The organism is Magnetospirillum gryphiswaldense MSR-1 v2 (assembly GCF_000513295.1).
GTDB lineage: Bacteria > Pseudomonadota > Alphaproteobacteria > Rhodospirillales > Magnetospirillaceae > Magnetospirillum > Magnetospirillum gryphiswaldense.
This window is the reverse complement of record NC_023065.1, coordinates 2875862-2890342: the sequence shown is the minus strand read 5'-3', so window position 1 is coordinate 2890342 and position 14481 is coordinate 2875862. Positions and strand designations below refer to the sequence as shown.

18 protein-coding genes are annotated in these 14481 nt (G+C 65.9%); 8 read left to right on the top strand and 10 right to left on the bottom strand.

Features of this window, described 5'->3' with window-relative positions; translation table 11 throughout:
- Positions 1-5 precede the first annotated feature (5 nt).
- From MGMSRV2_RS13670 to MGMSRV2_RS13635, 8 genes are all read left to right on the top strand, one after another.
- Positions 6-962 (top strand): TerC family protein, encoded by a 957-nt coding sequence (locus MGMSRV2_RS13670; RefSeq protein ID WP_024080953.1) that lies wholly within the window; start codon positions 6-8, stop codon positions 960-962.
- On the top strand, positions 959-1546 hold the full coding sequence (locus MGMSRV2_RS13665; RefSeq protein ID WP_024080952.1) for an exopolysaccharide biosynthesis protein: 588 nt from the start codon (positions 959-961) through the stop codon (positions 1544-1546). Before MGMSRV2_RS13670 ends, MGMSRV2_RS13665 begins: the two co-directional genes overlap by 4 nt.
- A 75-nt stretch (positions 1547-1621) precedes the next feature.
- Positions 1622-1810 carry a hypothetical protein gene (locus MGMSRV2_RS13660; protein WP_024080951.1) on the top strand — a complete coding sequence of 63 codons (189 nt, stop codon included), beginning with the start codon at positions 1622-1624 and terminating at the stop codon, positions 1808-1810.
- Between the two features lie 87 nt (positions 1811-1897).
- Entirely contained in the window at positions 1898-2473 is a 576-nt protein-coding gene (locus MGMSRV2_RS13655; protein ID WP_024080950.1) for a sigma-70 family RNA polymerase sigma factor, read from the top strand.
- A complete protein-coding gene (locus tag MGMSRV2_RS13650; protein WP_024080949.1) occupies positions 2470-3120 on the top strand; it encodes a ChrR family anti-sigma-E factor in 651 nt (216 codons plus the stop codon). The genes MGMSRV2_RS13655 and MGMSRV2_RS13650 overlap by 4 nt, the downstream gene beginning before the upstream one ends.
- A gap of 58 nt (positions 3121-3178) precedes the next feature.
- Positions 3179-3787, top strand: coding sequence for a DUF6134 family protein (locus tag MGMSRV2_RS13645; protein WP_024080948.1), 609 nt, complete (start codon positions 3179-3181; stop codon positions 3785-3787).
- Positions 3784-4518: an SDR family NAD(P)-dependent oxidoreductase gene (locus MGMSRV2_RS13640; protein ID WP_024080947.1), complete on the top strand. Its 735-nt coding sequence runs from the start codon at positions 3784-3786 to the stop codon at positions 4516-4518. The genes MGMSRV2_RS13645 and MGMSRV2_RS13640 overlap by 4 nt, the downstream gene beginning before the upstream one ends.
- The gene (locus tag MGMSRV2_RS13635) at positions 4512-4928 is read left to right on the top strand and encodes a nuclear transport factor 2 family protein (protein ID WP_024080946.1); all 417 of its coding nucleotides are present in this window, start codon (positions 4512-4514) and stop codon (positions 4926-4928) included. Before MGMSRV2_RS13640 ends, MGMSRV2_RS13635 begins: the two co-directional genes overlap by 7 nt.
- Here the strand turns inward: MGMSRV2_RS13635 and MGMSRV2_RS13630 are convergent.
- From MGMSRV2_RS13630 to MGMSRV2_RS13585, 10 genes are all read right to left on the bottom strand, one after another.
- On the bottom strand, positions 4897-5445 hold the full coding sequence (locus MGMSRV2_RS13630) for a DUF3833 domain-containing protein (RefSeq protein ID WP_024080945.1): 549 nt from the start codon (positions 5443-5445) through the stop codon (positions 4897-4899). The genes MGMSRV2_RS13635 and MGMSRV2_RS13630 overlap by 32 nt on opposite strands.
- A complete protein-coding gene (locus MGMSRV2_RS13625; RefSeq protein ID WP_024080944.1) occupies positions 5442-6728 on the bottom strand; it encodes an MFS transporter in 1287 nt (428 codons plus the stop codon). Before MGMSRV2_RS13625 ends, MGMSRV2_RS13630 begins: the two co-directional genes overlap by 4 nt.
- Entirely contained in the window at positions 6725-7942 is a 1218-nt protein-coding gene (locus MGMSRV2_RS13620; RefSeq protein WP_024080943.1) for an SAM-dependent methyltransferase, read from the bottom strand. Before MGMSRV2_RS13620 ends, MGMSRV2_RS13625 begins: the two co-directional genes overlap by 4 nt.
- Entirely contained in the window at positions 7942-8715 is a 774-nt protein-coding gene (locus MGMSRV2_RS13615) for a DUF1365 domain-containing protein (RefSeq protein WP_041633638.1), read from the bottom strand. Before MGMSRV2_RS13615 ends, MGMSRV2_RS13620 begins: the two co-directional genes overlap by 1 nt.
- Before the next feature lie 5 nt (positions 8716-8720).
- Positions 8721-10019: an NAD(P)/FAD-dependent oxidoreductase gene (locus tag MGMSRV2_RS13610; RefSeq protein ID WP_024080941.1), complete on the bottom strand. Its 1299-nt coding sequence runs from the start codon at positions 10017-10019 to the stop codon at positions 8721-8723.
- Between the two features lie 52 nt (positions 10020-10071).
- Complete coding sequence (folE, locus tag MGMSRV2_RS13605; protein ID WP_024080940.1) at positions 10072-10683, bottom strand: GTP cyclohydrolase I FolE; 612 nt, start codon at positions 10681-10683, stop codon at positions 10072-10074.
- 22 nt (positions 10684-10705) lie between these two features.
- Entirely contained in the window at positions 10706-11161 is a 456-nt protein-coding gene (locus MGMSRV2_RS13600; protein WP_024080939.1) for a DUF3429 domain-containing protein, read from the bottom strand.
- 3 nt (positions 11162-11164) lie between these two features.
- Positions 11165-11731 (bottom strand): glutathione peroxidase, encoded by a 567-nt coding sequence (locus MGMSRV2_RS13595; protein WP_024080938.1) that lies wholly within the window; start codon positions 11729-11731, stop codon positions 11165-11167.
- Between the two features lie 88 nt (positions 11732-11819).
- The gene (locus MGMSRV2_RS13590) at positions 11820-13121 is read right to left on the bottom strand and encodes a M16 family metallopeptidase (RefSeq protein ID WP_024080937.1); all 1302 of its coding nucleotides are present in this window, start codon (positions 13119-13121) and stop codon (positions 11820-11822) included.
- Positions 13118-14470 (bottom strand): M16 family metallopeptidase, encoded by a 1353-nt coding sequence (locus MGMSRV2_RS13585; RefSeq protein ID WP_024080936.1) that lies wholly within the window; start codon positions 14468-14470, stop codon positions 13118-13120. The genes MGMSRV2_RS13590 and MGMSRV2_RS13585 overlap by 4 nt, the downstream gene beginning before the upstream one ends.
- Between the last annotated feature and the right edge of the window lie 11 nt (positions 14471-14481).

Here is a 14481-nt window from a genome sequence, read left to right as displayed (position 1 = left end):
AGCCCATGGACGCTCTGCTGTTCACCCCGTTGCTGGGCGTTGATGCCTGGCTGTGGCTTTTGTTTCTTGGCATCGTCGTGGTGTTGCTGGCCTTGGACCTGGGGGTGTTGCACCGCAAGGAACGCGAGATCGGCATCGCCGAAAGCCTGGCCCTGTCCGCCGGCTATATCGCCGTCGCCTTGGCTTTCGGCACCTGGATATGGCAGTCCCAGGGGCGTGAGTCCGGCCTGGCCTGGATGACCGGGTACATGGTGGAAAAGACCTTGTCGCTGGACAACGTCTTCGTCATTTCCCTGATCTTCGCCAGTCTGGCCATTCCGCGCGCCTATCAGCACCGCGTGCTGTTCTGGGGTATCTTGGGCGTCATCGTGCTGCGCGGCATCATGATCGGCTTCGGCACCGCCTTGGTGTCCAATTTCGCCTGGGTTTTGTACCTGTTCGGCGCGTTCCTGGTGTTCACCGGCCTCAAGATGCTGGTGGTCAAGAGCGACGGCCACGCCGACCCCACCCACGGCCCGGTGATGGGCTGGCTGCGTCGCCGCCTGAATGTCAGCCCCGCCTTGGCCGGCAACCGCTTTTTTACCCGCGACCAGGACGAATGGCGGGCGACGCCCTTGTTTCTGGCCCTGGTTCTGGTGGAAATGGCCGATCTGGTGTTCGCCGTCGATAGCGTGCCGGCCATCTTCGCCATCACCACCGATCCCTATCTGGTTTACACCTCGAACATCTTCGCCGTTCTCGGTCTGCGGGCGCTTTACTTCGCCTTGGCCGCCATGGTGCATCGCTTCGCCTATCTGAAGCTGGCCCTGTCGCTGATCCTGGTGTTCATCGGCGGCAAGATTTTCTGGACCCAGTTGGTGGGCAAGCCCGACCCGGCCATCACCTTGGGCGTCACCTTCAGCCTGATCGCCACCGGCATCGCCTTGTCCTTGTGGAAGACGCGGGCCAAGGCGGGGGCATGATTTCGTCCCGGCCCGCCTCTTTGGCTTTGGCTCTGGCCGCCCTGCGCCGCATGGGCGGCCAGGACGGCCCCACCATCGCCGAAGCCGCCGCCCGCCTGCACCACACCGGCAGGCTGGCGGTGTTTCCGTTGCTGGCGGTGCTGGGCATGGCACCGTCGCCCGGCCTACCCCTGGGTGCGGTGTGTGGCGGACTGATCGTCTGGCTGGCCGTGGATTGCGTGTTCGATCGCCCGTTGCGCCCGTTGCCCAAAGGGTTGGCGCACCGTCGCATTCCGCCGAAAGTGTTGCGGGTCGGCCTGCGTCTGGTTCTGCCCCTCTTGCGCAAGCTTGAAAAGCTGGCGCGGCCCCGTCTGGCGGTGCTGACCGTCCCCCTGGCCGCCTGGTTGACCATCATCGTCCAGGGCGTGATCATGGCCTTGCCCATCCCCTTCGGCAACGTGTTGCCGGGCGTGGCGGTGATCGTCTTGTCGGTGGCCCTGATCCGCCACGACGGTGTTGGCGCGGCCCTGGGTCACGCCCTGGCCCTGGTGTCCGTGGCGGTCCTGGCGGGGCTGGGTTGGGGGCTGGGGGTGTCTTTTTTTTAAAATCTGCTTTTGTGGTGATCCAAGGCGGGGATGGACGCGTATTGCATTCAGATACTCGTGCAATGGAGACATTTTATGGCTACCGCGACCCATTCGTTCTCGGATTCTCCCCGCCAACTCAGTGAATTGTCGGCCATCCTGCGGGCCATTGCCCACGATCGCAAAGGGGCGGCCTCGGCGCTTCGCCGCATGGCCGAAGATTATGAAATCGCCGCCACCGGCAGCGTGCTGGCCGATCGCTGGCATCGAGACGCCCGAGGGTAATCGGCGCTGGATTTCCGGCCCCATCCCGCTGATGATTGGCCCACTGCTTGGGATCGGGCGGGCATTGCGGGGAAGTGGGCAGGAGGAATGGTGCAGGACGAAGCGATAACGCCCGAAAACCACGTCCTGTCCCATTGGCTGCTCTGCGTCGGGCGTGACCGCGACCGTCAGGCCTTCGCCAAACTGTTCCAGTATTACGCCCCCAGGCTGAAGACCTATATGCGCAAGCTGGGCAGCGACGGTGCCGTGGCTGACGATCTGGTGCAGGAAGCCATGCTGACGGTGTGGCGCAAGGCCGAGGTTTTCGATCCGGCCAAGGCGTCGGCGGGAACATGGATTTTCACCATCGCCCGCAACCTGCGCATCGACCGCTTTCGGCGCGAGGGGCGGCCTGAAGTCGATCCCGCCGACCCGCTTTTGGTGGTGGATGATCGCGCCGGCGCCGATGACGCTTTGGCGACCCGCCAATCGGGGGAGCGACTGCGCCAGGCCTTGCATACCCTGCCGGGGGATCAGGCAAAGGTGGTGGAATTGTCTTTTTATGAAGAATGCCCCCATGTCGAGATCGCCGACCGGCTGGGCATTCCGCTTGGGACCGTGAAGTCGCGTCTGCGTTTGGCCATGAGCCGCCTGCGCGCGGCATTGGGAGACGATGTCAGATGAGTGCCAGTTTCCACCCCATCGACGACGTGTTGCTGGCTTATGCCGCGGGCTCGCTGGATCAGGCCATGGCATTGCTGGTGGCCAGCCATCTGACCCTGTGCCCCCGCTGCCGCGACGAGGTGGCGCGGGCCGAGGCGGTGGGCGGCGTCTTGCTCGACGACTTGCCGCCCACGGACACTGCCCTCGGCCTGCTTGACGCGGTGCTGGCCCGGCTTGACGAGCCCGCACCCGCCGTTCCGGTCAGCCTGCCGCCGCCCGCGCCGGGGTCGATCCTGCCGCAGCCCTTGCGCCAAAGCCTGGGTGGCGACCTGGACCGGGTCCGGTGGAAGCGGCTGGGCCAGGGGCTGGAACAGGCGCTGGTGTTGCAAAGCGGGCGATCGCGGGCGCGGCTGTACCGCATCGCCCCCGGTTTGCGCATACCCGAACACGGCCACGACGGCACCGAACTGACCTTGGTGCTGCAAGGGGGGTTCAGCGACCTTAACGGTCACTATCTGGCCGGCGACATCGCCTGTGCCGACGATGGCGTGGTGCATCGCCCCACCGCCGACCGGGACGGATATTGCCTCTGCCTGGCGGTCACCGACGCGCCGTTGCGGCTGACCGGGTTGGTGGGGCGGCTGGTCTCACCATTCTTGAACCTTTAGGTGATCCAAAGCGGGGCGTGCCACGTAAACAGGGGGTGTAACGGCGAAGGAACCCCCCATGCCCAGATTGGCGATGTCTGTCCTGTTTCTGATCCTGGCGCTGACCCCACCCGCGTGGGCGAGCCAGGACGTGTCTTTCACCGTGTTGCGGGACGGCACGCCCATTGGTCATCATCGCGTCCAGGTGCAGCGCCAGGGCGAGGACACCACGGTGACCGTATCCATTGCCCTGGATGTCTCGTTCGGTTTCGTCCCGCTTTATTCCTATCGCCATCATGCCAACGAGGTTTGGCGCGGCGACCGGCTGATCGCGCTCGACAGTCGCACCGATGACGACGGTGAGGCCATGGCGGTGACCGTCCGTGCCACCGCCGACGGGCTGATGGTGGACGGCCCCGATGGCCGCCACCTGCTGCCGCCGGACACGGTGCCCACCAGCTATTGGAACCCCGCCCTGGTCGCCGACCGGCCGCTCTTGGATAGCCAGTACGGCCGTCTGCTCGACATCGACCGCCAGAAGCTGGCCCTTGGTCGGTGGCGACTGGCCGGGGAACTGAATTTGGACATCGACTATGATGCCGGCGGTCGCTGGTCGGGTCTTTGGTTCCGCCACAAGGGATCGAATTTCGCCTACCAACCCAGTCCCGTCATCGGGGGCAAGCCATGACCGCGCGTGTATGGATCACCGGCGCCGGATCAGGCATCGGCGCTGCCCTGGCGCAGCGGCTTGCCGCCACGGGCAATGACGTGGTGGCCAGCGGGCGCCGCCCGCAACCCTTGGCTGCTTTGGCGGCGTCGTATCCGGGGCGCATCCGCCCCATGCCGGTGGACGTGACCGATCGCGACGCGGTGGCCAGGACGGTAAAGGCCATGGGGGCGGTGGACATGGCGGTGTTGTGCGCCGGCGATCACCGCCCGACACCGGCCCAGGCCTTCGACGCAGAAACCGTCCGCCACTTGCTGGAGGTGAACCTGATGGGAACGGTGCATTGCCTCGAGGCCTTGCTGCCAGCCATGCTGGAGCGCCGGCGCGGGCATCTGGTCCTGGTCGCCTCGGTCGCCGGATATCGCGGCCTGCCCACCGCCGCCGGCTATTCGGCAAGCAAGGCAGCGGTCATCGCCCTGGCCGAATCGCTGCGATTGGACCTCGCCGGCAGCGGTGTGCGGGTCACTCTGGTCAATCCCGGCTTCGTCGACACGCCGCTGACACGGCGCAACAGCTTCGCCATGCCCGACATCATCTCGCCCGCTACCGCCGCCGATCACGTCTTGCGGGGCTTGGACGGCAACGGCTTCGAGATCGCCTTTCCCCGCCGCTTCGCCTTGGCCATGAAGCTGTTAAGGATTCTGCCCGATCGGGTGTATTTTCCCTTGATGCGCAAGGTGACCGGATGCTGAACGCCTGGGCCGATTTCTGGCAGGAACTGACCCCCGACGGTATCAACCGGGTGCGGGATTTGTGCGTTCCCACCATCCGCTTCGTCGACCCCTTCAATGACTTGATCGGGGTGGAGGCGTTGGAGCGGTTGTTGGCCCATATGTTCGCCACCACCGGCAATCCTCGCTTCATCGTCACCGACCGCGCCCTGGGCCGCCATGCCGGCTATTTGCGCTGGGATTTCAGCGCCCTGATCCGAGGCCGCGCCGTCCACCTGACCGGGATGAGCGAGGTGGCTTTCGCCGCCGATGGCCGCGTTGCCCTGCATCGCGACCATTGGGATGCCGGCGCCCAGGTCTATGGTCAGGTGCCGGTTCTGGGTGCGGCGCTGCGGCTGGTCAAGGCACGCCTGGCGTTACCCCCGGTTTGACGAAGAACAGCGTCACCTGCCCCAGTTCCACCCCCCATTTGTTGACGCGGGCACGGTTGATCATCACCCCGTCGCCTTGCAGGAACATCCAATCGTCGAACGCCACCCGCCAGGTGCCGTCGCCCACCTTCAGATCCATGACATAGCGCCAATTCAGGGCATTGCCGGCGGCTTGACCGTCGGCGGTGCCGACCACGTCCCCGGCCCGTCCGGCATAGGTTCCGTCGGCCCGCTTGTCGATGGTCCAGATCCGGCGGTCGGTTTCGCCGTCGTCGTAGCGGAAGAACTCGTCCAGAACCAGCGTCTGCCCGTTCCATTCGCCGGTGATATCGACGCTGAACTGGCGGCGGACGGTGCCGAAGCGATCCTCGAACAGGCCCCATGCCTTGGTGGTGCCGGCGAAATACTGTTCCAGCACCAAAGGCGGCTGTCGTTGCGCGAAGTCGGCTGGTTTCATGGTCGAGCATCCGGTCAGGAACAACAGGGCGGACAAGGTGACGGCGAAAAATCTGGTCATGGCGCGGCCTCCGGCAGCAGGGTGATTCGCCGGCGCAACTCGATCTGGCGGGCTCGATCGAGGGGAAAGCGATGGATCATGGCGGCGGCGGCCAGCTTCAAGGCGACCGGCACACCGGCGTAAAGCAGGGCCAGGGCAAAGGGGGCCTGTCCCGATCCGGGGACGAAAGCGGACAATTGCAGCAGCGGAAAGGCCAGGCCCACGGCGACGGCCAGGGCCAGTTTGGCGGCCAGACTCCACAGCGCCACGTAAAGGCCGGCATGGCCTTGGCCGCTGACCGCCGCGTGTTCGTCGATGACGTCGGCCAGCATGGACGCCGGCAGGGCTAGATCCGCCCCCAGGCCGAAACCGGTCAACAGGCAGATCACGGCAAATACCATCCAGTCCCCCGAACCCAGCGCCAGGGCGGGCAGGAAGGCCAGGGCGGTCAAGGCCAGGGACGCGGCCCAGGCCCGGTGTTTTCCCCAGCGCCGCGCCGCCGCCAGCCACGGCGCCACCGAGATGATCGCCGCCAGCAGATAGCCCATCAACAGTCCTCCGGCCAAGTCGGCGCGGCCCAGGCGGTCGCCGACAAAAAGCAGGAACAAGGTGGCCGGCAGGGCGTTGGCCAAGGCGTTGATGGTCTGTGCCGCGATCAGTCGGCGGAACGGACGGTTGGCCAGCAGCGGCACCAGGGCGCCGAACCCGATACCGGGACGCGGCGGCTGTTCCGGCAGCCACAGCGCGGCGGCGGCCACCGCCAGCACCAACACGATCATGGCGGGCGGGAACAGCTTGGCCAGAATGTCGGCGTTGCTCCACGCCAGCAAGGCCGGCAAGGCGATGGCGGTCACCACCCCGATCAGGGCGAAGGCCTCGCGCCAGCCGGCGACCACGCTGCGCTGATGATAATCGTCCGACAATTCGGTGCCCCAAGCCTGATAGGCGACCAGGGCCATGGTCAGGCCCAGGTGGAACAGGCCCGACCACAGGGCCAGATAGCCGAAGCCGACGCCCTCGTCGGGCCGGAACAGATGCCAGCCGGCCACCGCCAGCAAGGGCAGGCTGGCGGCCAGCCACAGCTTGCGGCGGTGGCGTCCGTGGTCGCTGAGCAACCCGACCAGCGGATCGGCGACGGCGTCGAACAACCGGGCCGCCAGCAACGCCAAGCCGGTGGCCGCCAGTCCCAGCCCCACCTGTTCGGCATAAAAGGTCGGCAGATGCACGTGTACCGGAATGCCCAGCGCCGCCAGCGGCAGCGCCGGCAGGCCATAGATGAGCAGGTGGCGCCGGGCTGGGCTCATGGCCGGTCCAGCACCAGATGGCGCACATCGATGGCGTCGGTGCGAAAGCCGGCCCGGCAATAGGCCATGTAGAATTCCCACAGACGCTTGAAGCGGGTGTCGAAGCCCAAGGGCTGCAAGCCGGGCCAGGCCTCCTGGAACGCCTGGTGCCACAGTGCCAGGGTGCGGTCGTAATCGGCGCCGAAGCAGCGTGTGGTGGTCAGGCCCAGTCCGGCCATCTCGGCCTGGCGTCGCAGCGCCGCCGGGCTGGGCAACATGCCGCCGGGGAAGACGTGGCGCTGGATAAAGTCGCAGCCAGCGCGATAATCGTCGAAGCGGTCGTCGGCGATGGTGATGGCCTGCAAGCCGGCCTTACCGCCGCTTTTCAGTCGTTCGCGCAGGGTCGAGAAGTAGGTGGGCCACCAGCGTTCCCCCACCGCCTCGATCATCTCGATGGAGACGATGCGGTCGAATTGCCCCTGGACGTCGCGGTAATCCTGTAGGCGGATGTCCACCGTCTCGGCCAGCCCGGCCTGCTTCAGGCGGCGATTGGCCCAGTCGTGCTGTTCGCGCGACAAGGTCAGTCCGACCACCCGGGCCCCATAGTCACGGGCGGCGATCTCGGCGAAACCGCCCCAGCCGCAGCCGATCTCCAGCACGCTCATGCCCGGCCTTAAGCCGATGTCGTCGGCCAGGGCCCGGTATTTCCGGGTCTGGGCCGCTTCCAGACTGTCATCCGGGGTGGCGAACAAGGCGGCCGAATAGGTCATGCCGGCATCCAGCCAGGGGGCGTAAAAGGCGTTGCCCAGGTCGTAATGGGCGGCGATGTTGCGGCGGCTGCCGCGCCGGCTGTTGTCGCGGCGGTGATGCCACAGTCGCAGCAGCAGGCGGGCCAGCGGGTGACCGTCCAGCGTCTGGCCGTGGGCGCGGTCGTTGAGGTCGGCCAATTCCAGCAAGGCGGTCAGGTCGGGGCTGTCCCAATCGCCATCCATGTAGGATTCCCCCAGCCCGACCGCCCCACCGGTCAGCAGCCGGCGCACCATGCGCGGGCGGCGGACGTGCATGGCGGCCTGCGGACCGGCGGCAGGGCCTTCAAGCACATGCGTCCGCCCCGAGGGCAGGGTCAGGGTCAGCCGCCCCTGGCGCAGGCGTTGCCGAAGCAGGCCGAGAATCACCGATTCGGAAAGGTGGGCAGAGCCGGCCAGCACCGGCAAGAGCAAGGTTTGAGCACTCATCACGCATCCCCTTGTTGGCAGATGGACACCGAGGCCACGGGCGGGGCCGGCTTGCGGAAGAACGGCACCCCTTTCAGCCACAGCCGCAGCGCCTCGAAATGGATGCCGCCGACGATTTTCACCGGCAGCAATGGATACGCCAGAGCGGCGCGGAACAGGGCGGAATCGGTCAATTCCTGCCGCCGCCCCATATGGCTCGCCACCATGATGGTGTGGTCATCGCCGGCGGCGGTTTCGCGGATGGTCTGGGCATAGGTGTCGCCCGGCGGCTTCAGGGCGAAGCGATAGGTTCCGCCCAGGTCCATGAACGGCGAGACATGAAAGCACTTCTCGGCCCGGTGGGTCAGGGTGCGCCCGCTATCGCTCGGCTGAACCGGCACCAGATAGGCGTGACGCTCGCCGAAGGTGTTGTGAACCTCGTAAACCACCGCCGCCAAGGCGCCGTCGGAATGGTGGCAGAACCATGTGGTCAGTGGGGTGAAGCCCATGCCCAGCACCCGCGGGAACAGGTGAACCCGGATAGGTCCGTCGGCTTTCAGCCCGTGGGCGGCCAATTGGCGGGCAATCCAGGCCTTGGGATCGCCGCCGTCGCCCAGATCGCGATCATGGAGCGAAAACAGATTGGCCCGGTTGTGCGACAGCAGGCGCAGACCCAGATGCGGCAATTCGTCCAGGTCCACCAGCAGCGATACCACGCTGTAGGCGAAGCGGTGGCCGACCGGATCAAGCCGATGGTGCATGACCTGACCGCGATAGAGGCATGAGACGCCCATGGCCGTCACGCCGCCGCGACGGGATTGGGGCAGCCCAAGGCAGTGGCCACCGCCAGACCCGAACTGAAGGCGTCCTCGTGGAAGCCGTAACCGAAATAGGATCCGCAATACCAGGTGTGGTTGCTGCCTTGCAGCGACGGCAGCTGCTTTTGCGCCGTCATGGCGGCGGTGTCGAAGACCGGATGGTGGTAGCTGATGCTGCGATGAACCAGATCGGGATTGGCGGCGACGACGGGATTCAAGGTGACGAACAACGGCAGATCGTCGGGCAAATCCTGAAGCCGGTTCATCCAGTAGGTGACGCACAGATGACGGGCGCCTTCGGTGCTGGTCCGGGCCAGATAATTCCAGGCGGCCCAGACACGCTTGCGGGTCGGCATCAGCAGAGGGTCGGAATGCAGCACCGCCAGATTTTCCTGGTAGGCGAAAGCCCCGAGCACCGTGCGCTCGTCGGGCGATGGGTCGCTCAGCAAGGCCAGGGCCTCGTCGGCATGGGCGCCGATGACCACGTCGTCGAAGGTCTCGGACCCCTCGGCGGTGGTGACGACCACGCCATCGGTCAGGCGGGTGATGGCGAGTACGGGCCGGTTCAGGCGGATGCGGTCGAGCAAATCAGCGGTGATGCGCCGCACATATTGCCGACTGCCGCCGGTCACCGTCCGCCAGCGCGGTCGGTCGGTCAGCTGCAGCAGGCCGTGATTGGCGCAAAAGCGCACGAAGCTTGAGGCGGGAAAGCGCAGCATGGTGACGCTGGGGGCCGACCAGATGGCCGCCGCCATGGGCAGCAGGTGGTCGTCGATGAAGGCTTGGCCATAGGCGCCACGGTGCAAATACTCGCCCAGGCTCAGCCCCGGATCGGGGTCTGTCAGCAGCTCCGGCGCTTCGCGGTAAAAGCGCAGGATGTCGGCGACCATACCCCAAAAACGCGGGCTGACCAGATTTCTCCATTGCCCGAACAGGCCGGTCAGGCTGCCGCCGGAATATTCCAGGCCACCGCCATCCAGCGATACCGCGAAGGACATGTCGGTGGCCTGGGTCGGCACCTGCAATTGATCGAACATGCTGATCAGGTTGGGATAATTGCGTTCATTGTAGACGATGAACCCGGTATCCACCGCGACCGCACCACCATCTTGCCTGATCACCTCGACGGTGTTGGCATGTCCACCCACATGGGCGTTCTTCTCGAAAATCGTCACGTCGTGGTGACGGTTCAGCATCCAGGCCGCACCCAGGGCCGCGGCGCCGCTGCCGATCACGGCGATGCGACGACGGATGGGCGGCATGGGGGTCATGTGGGTCATGGGTTTTTCCTGGTATAAGAGAGGGGAGCGGAAGAGCCGGGAATGGCGTGGGTCAGCGGATCAGCGACATGAATTCCTTGCGGGTGGCGGCGTTCTCGCGGAACACGCCGAGCATGCGACTGGTGACCATGGTCACACCCGGCTTGTGGACGCCCCGTGTGGTCATGCATTGGTGCGCCGCCTCGATGATCACCGCAACGCCTTTTGGTTGCAACACATCGTTGATGGTGTTGGCGATCTGGGCGGTCAGCTTTTCCTGGATTTGCAGACGCTTGGAAAACACCTCGACGACGCGGGCCAGCTTGCTGATGCCCACCACCCGGCGGTCGGGCAGATAGGCCACATGGGCCTTGCCGACGATTGGCACCATGTGGTGCTCGCAATGGCTTTCCAAGGTGATGTCGCGCAGGATCACCATCTCGTCGTAGCCGTCGGTTTCCTCGAAGGTCCGCTGCAACATTTCCACCGGGTCTTGGTCGTAGCCGGCGAAGAACTCCTCGTAAGAGCGCACCACCCGGTCGGGGGTGGCGACCAGACCTTCGCGGTCCGGGTCGTCGCCGGCCCATTGGATCAGGGTACGGACAGCGGATTCAGCTTCGGCGCGGCTGGGGCGGCCGGAAATCTGGCAAGGGGCGGGCACGATAAGGCCGGGGGTAGCGTTCATGGGCGTTCTCCGAAGGGATTGTTCAAAAGACAAGGGGGAGGCTGGCGGTCAGCGTCGTACAGACCACCACGGTCAGGCGGTCGCGCATATGGCCGTACCAGAGGGGCAGCAATCCGGCTTGGACGGCACGGCGGTCGCCGAACCAGGCCAGGACGAAGCCGATGATCAGCACCGGCATGGTCCCGGTCGATGGCAGCAAGGTGGCGAACCAGCCCAGCAGCGACGGCGCGACCGCCCAGATCAGCCACAGGCTGCCCAGCGGGTCTTCGGCGGGGGCGGTGATGACCCGCCCCCAATGCACCGCGCCGATGAAGGACAGGATCACCGCGCCATAGATGGCGACGGCGGTCAATGCCTGCGCCCGCAATTCGGGGAACGGGGCCCAGGCCACCAGGATACCGGCGATGAAGGGGATCAGGCCCAGATAGGACAAGGCGCGGGCGGTGCCGTCGCCATGGCGCAAGGATAAGACGTGCATGGTTTATTTCTCCGCCAGGGCGCTGTCGATGGCGTGGCGTAGCCGCTCGGAATCGGGGGCCGTCGTGCTGGCGAACCAATCCACCAGCCGGCCATCGCGGCCGATCAGCAGCTTATGGAAGTTCCATCGCGGCACACCGAGCGGACCGGTCTGGGCGGCGGCCCAGCGATACAGCGGGTGGGCCGCATTGCCGACCACCGTCTGCTTTTCCAGCAGCGGGAAGTCGACGCCGTAATTGATTTGGCAGAATTCCTGGACCTGGGCGCTGTTGCCCGGTTCCTGGGCGCCGAAATCGTTGGACGGTATCCCCAGGACGACCAGGCCGCGATCGCGGTTTTCCCGCCACAAGGTTTGCAAGCCTTGATACTGTCCGGTGAAGCCGCAGCGCGACGCTGTGTTGACCACCAGCACCACATGGCCAAGAAACTGTTGGGCGGCATGGCTGCCGCCGTCGATGGCGGGAAGCGGCACGCCCCGCCAGTCCAAGACAGCACCACTGGCCTTGGCCGGGGCCGTCGCCGCCAGACAGGTGGCCAAAGCGCCGGCAACAATCTTGATGATCCGAGGCATCGCGTTTCTCCTTATGACCCTTCTACGGTGTCACGGGAGAAACGGATCACTGGGCGGCGTTGATTTTTGCCGCCGCCGTCTTTTCGGGTTAGGGCGTGCCGTTGACCCCTTCCGGCTTGCCGACCACCACGATCAGCAGATTATCGGGATCAAGCAGGCGCTTGGCCACCGCCTTGACCTGATCCATGCCCACCGCCTCGATCAGGGCGTTGCGGCGGTCCAGGTAGTCGATGCCCAGTTTGTCGGCTTGCATGGCCACCAGCAGGCCGGCGATGGCGGCGGTGGAATCCAAGGACAGCGGGAACGAGCCGGTCAAATAGGTCTTGGCATCGGCCAGTTCGCTTTCATCCGGCCCGTGCTCGGCCATGCGCGCCAGTTCCTGGCGGATGATGTCCAGCGATTGCTTGACCCGGGCGTTCTGGGTGGCGACGCCGCCCATGAGGATGCCGGCATGATCCATGGGCAGCAGGTAGGAGTAGACGGAATAGGCGAGGCCGCGTTTTTCCCGCACCTCCTCGGTCAGGCGCGAGGAAAAGCCGCCGCCGCCCAGGATATAGTTCATCACGTAAGCGGCGAACCAGTCGGGATCGTTGCGCTTGATGCCGGGCGCGCCGAATACGGCGACGCTTTGCGGGATGTCGCGCGGCTCGACGATGATGCGCCCGGTGGCGATGGTGGTTTCCGCCACGGTGATGGCGGGGTGACTGGCCGGCAGGGCGCCGAAGGTACGATCCAGCAGCGGCGCCAATTGTTCCGGGGTGATGTCGCCGACGACGCCGACGATCAGGCCCTGGCGCGACAGCCAGGTTTTGGCATGCGCCTTCAACTCGGTACTCTTGATCGCCTTGATGCTGTCGGGGGTGCCGTTACCGGGACGGGCATAGGCGTGGTCGCCGAAGGCCGCCTTGTACCAGGCGCGGCTGGCCACGGCGTTGGGATTCTGCAATTCCCGCGTCAGACCGGCGATGATCTGGCTGCGGATGCGTTCCACCGGCTCCTTGTCGAAACGCGGCTGGGTCAGGGCGAGGCGGAACATATCGAAGGCGGCGTCGCGGTTTTCCGTCAACGTCTTCAGCGAGCCGGCCAGTTCGTCCTTGCCGGCCTTGAACGACAGGCCGATGGACAGGTCTTCCAGCCGGCCCTGGAAGGCCTGGGAATCGTAAGGGCCGGCGCCTTCGTCCAGCAGGCCGGCCATCATATGGGCCAGACCGGGTTTGACCTCCACCGACGAGCCGCCGGCGAAGGTCGCTTCCAAGGCGATGATCGGGTTGGCGTGGTCCTGCACCAGCCACGCCTCGATGCCGCTGGGGCTGGTGACTTTTTCCACGGTGACGGCCAGGGCCGGAACCGGCAGGACCAGCATGAGGGCGAACAGGATAGGACGGATCATCGGCGGGCTTCCTGGTTGACGGCGGGCAGCAACAGGCCGGTGGCCGAGGCGTTGTCCACCAGCACGGCGCGGGCGGCGGCATTGACCTGGGCGGCGGTGACTTGGGCGATGCGGTTGGGCCAGTCTTCCACGTCGGCGACGGTTTGGCCGGTGGTCAGCGCCTCGCCCAGTACGCGGGCGGCGGTGTGCAGGGAATCGCGGGCATAGACCACTTCCGCCTTCAGCCGGGTCTTGGCCCGGCGCACCTCATCCTCCGTCACCCCGTCCTTGAGCAGGCGGGCGATTTCCGCCTTAAGGGCAGTGTCCAGCGTGTCCATGGCCACGCCCGGTCGGGGCGAGGCGTGGAAGCCGAAGGTGGAATGATCCAGCGCCCCGGCATCGTACCAGGCCTGGGCCGAGGCGGCGATGCCCTGATCGACCACCAGGGCCTTGTAAAGCCGGCTGGTGGCACCGCCGGACAGAATCTCGCCCAGCACTTCCAAGGCCTGGATCTGGGTCTTGTCGGTGGCGGAATGCTGGCTGGGGGCCAGGTAAAGCCGGGTCCATGACGGCTGTTTGACGCGGGCATCGGTCAAGGTGATCTGGCGCGCCCCCACCGGCGGCGGCTCGGCGGCGCGCAGGCGCGGCGGCAGTTTCTCCGGTTTCAGCGGCCCATAATGGGTTTCGGCCATGGCGATGACCTTGGCCGGGTCGACGTCGCCGGCGACGATCAGGATGGCGTTGTTGGGGGCGTACCAGCGCTGGTAATAGTCGAGCGCATCGGTGCGGGTCAGCCCGGCCAATTCGTCCGGCCAGCCGATGATCGGACGGCGATAGGGGTGGTTGACGAACAGCAGGGCCTCGAGCCGTTCCTGCATCAGCGCGGCGGGGTCGTTGTCGGTGCGCGAGCGGCGTTCTTCCTTGACCACCTCAAGCTCGGAGACGACATCCGCCTCGGCCAGGGTCAGGTTGCGCATGCGGTCGGCTTCCATCTTCATCACCATGTCCAGCCGGTCGGTGGCGATGTTCTGGAAATAGGCGGTGTAATCGGATGAGGTGAAGGCGTTGTCGCGCCCGCCATTCCGGGCGACGATCTTGGAAAACTCGCCGGGCGGCACGCTGGGGGTGCCCTTGAACATCAGGTGTTCAAGAAAATGGGCGATGCCCGACTTGCCGGCACTCTCGTCGGCGGCCCCGACCCGGTACCAGACCATGTGGCTGACGATGGGGGCGCGATGGTTTTCCACCACCACCACCTGCAGGCCGTTGTCCAAGGTTTTGGTCACCGGGTTGAACACCTGGGCCTGGGCCGGCAAACTCACCGTGATCGCCACGGTGGCCATGGCCGCCCAATCGCGCCACATCCGCATCGTCAATCCGC

What these genes read in the sequence shown, in the direction of transcription:
- MGMSRV2_RS13670 (WP_024080953.1), top strand. Translation starts at nt 6, where the DNA reads ATGGACGCTCTGCTGTTCACCCCGTTGCTGGGCGTTGATGCCTGGCTG.
- MGMSRV2_RS13665 (WP_024080952.1), top strand. Translation starts at nt 959, where the DNA reads ATGATTTCGTCCCGGCCCGCCTCTTTGGCTTTGGCTCTGGCCGCCCTG.
- MGMSRV2_RS13660 (WP_024080951.1), top strand. Translation starts at nt 1,622, where the DNA reads ATGGCTACCGCGACCCATTCGTTCTCGGATTCTCCCCGCCAACTCAGT.
- MGMSRV2_RS13655 (WP_024080950.1), top strand. Translation starts at nt 1,898, where the DNA reads ATGGTGCAGGACGAAGCGATAACGCCCGAAAACCACGTCCTGTCCCAT.
- MGMSRV2_RS13650 (WP_024080949.1), top strand. Translation starts at nt 2,470, where the DNA reads ATGAGTGCCAGTTTCCACCCCATCGACGACGTGTTGCTGGCTTATGCC.
- MGMSRV2_RS13645 (WP_024080948.1), top strand. Translation starts at nt 3,179, where the DNA reads ATGCCCAGATTGGCGATGTCTGTCCTGTTTCTGATCCTGGCGCTGACC.
- MGMSRV2_RS13640 (WP_024080947.1), top strand. Translation starts at nt 3,784, where the DNA reads ATGACCGCGCGTGTATGGATCACCGGCGCCGGATCAGGCATCGGCGCT.
- MGMSRV2_RS13635 (WP_024080946.1), top strand. Translation starts at nt 4,512, where the DNA reads ATGCTGAACGCCTGGGCCGATTTCTGGCAGGAACTGACCCCCGACGGT.
- MGMSRV2_RS13630 (WP_024080945.1), bottom strand. Translation starts at nt 5,445, where the DNA reads ATGACCAGATTTTTCGCCGTCACCTTGTCCGCCCTGTTGTTCCTGACC.
- MGMSRV2_RS13625 (WP_024080944.1), bottom strand. Translation starts at nt 6,728, where the DNA reads ATGAGCCCAGCCCGGCGCCACCTGCTCATCTATGGCCTGCCGGCGCTG.
- MGMSRV2_RS13620 (WP_024080943.1), bottom strand. Translation starts at nt 7,942, where the DNA reads ATGAGTGCTCAAACCTTGCTCTTGCCGGTGCTGGCCGGCTCTGCCCAC.
- MGMSRV2_RS13615 (WP_041633638.1), bottom strand. Translation starts at nt 8,715, where the DNA reads ATGGGCGTCTCATGCCTCTATCGCGGTCAGGTCATGCACCATCGGCTT.
- MGMSRV2_RS13610 (WP_024080941.1), bottom strand. Translation starts at nt 10,019, where the DNA reads ATGACCCACATGACCCCCATGCCGCCCATCCGTCGTCGCATCGCCGTG.
- folE (WP_024080940.1), bottom strand. Translation starts at nt 10,683, where the DNA reads ATGAACGCTACCCCCGGCCTTATCGTGCCCGCCCCTTGCCAGATTTCC.
- MGMSRV2_RS13600 (WP_024080939.1), bottom strand. Translation starts at nt 11,161, where the DNA reads ATGCACGTCTTATCCTTGCGCCATGGCGACGGCACCGCCCGCGCCTTG.
- MGMSRV2_RS13595 (WP_024080938.1), bottom strand. Translation starts at nt 11,731, where the DNA reads ATGCCTCGGATCATCAAGATTGTTGCCGGCGCTTTGGCCACCTGTCTG.
- MGMSRV2_RS13590 (WP_024080937.1), bottom strand. Translation starts at nt 13,121, where the DNA reads ATGATCCGTCCTATCCTGTTCGCCCTCATGCTGGTCCTGCCGGTTCCG.
- MGMSRV2_RS13585 (WP_024080936.1), bottom strand. Translation starts at nt 14,470, where the DNA reads ATGCGGATGTGGCGCGATTGGGCGGCCATGGCCACCGTGGCGATCACG.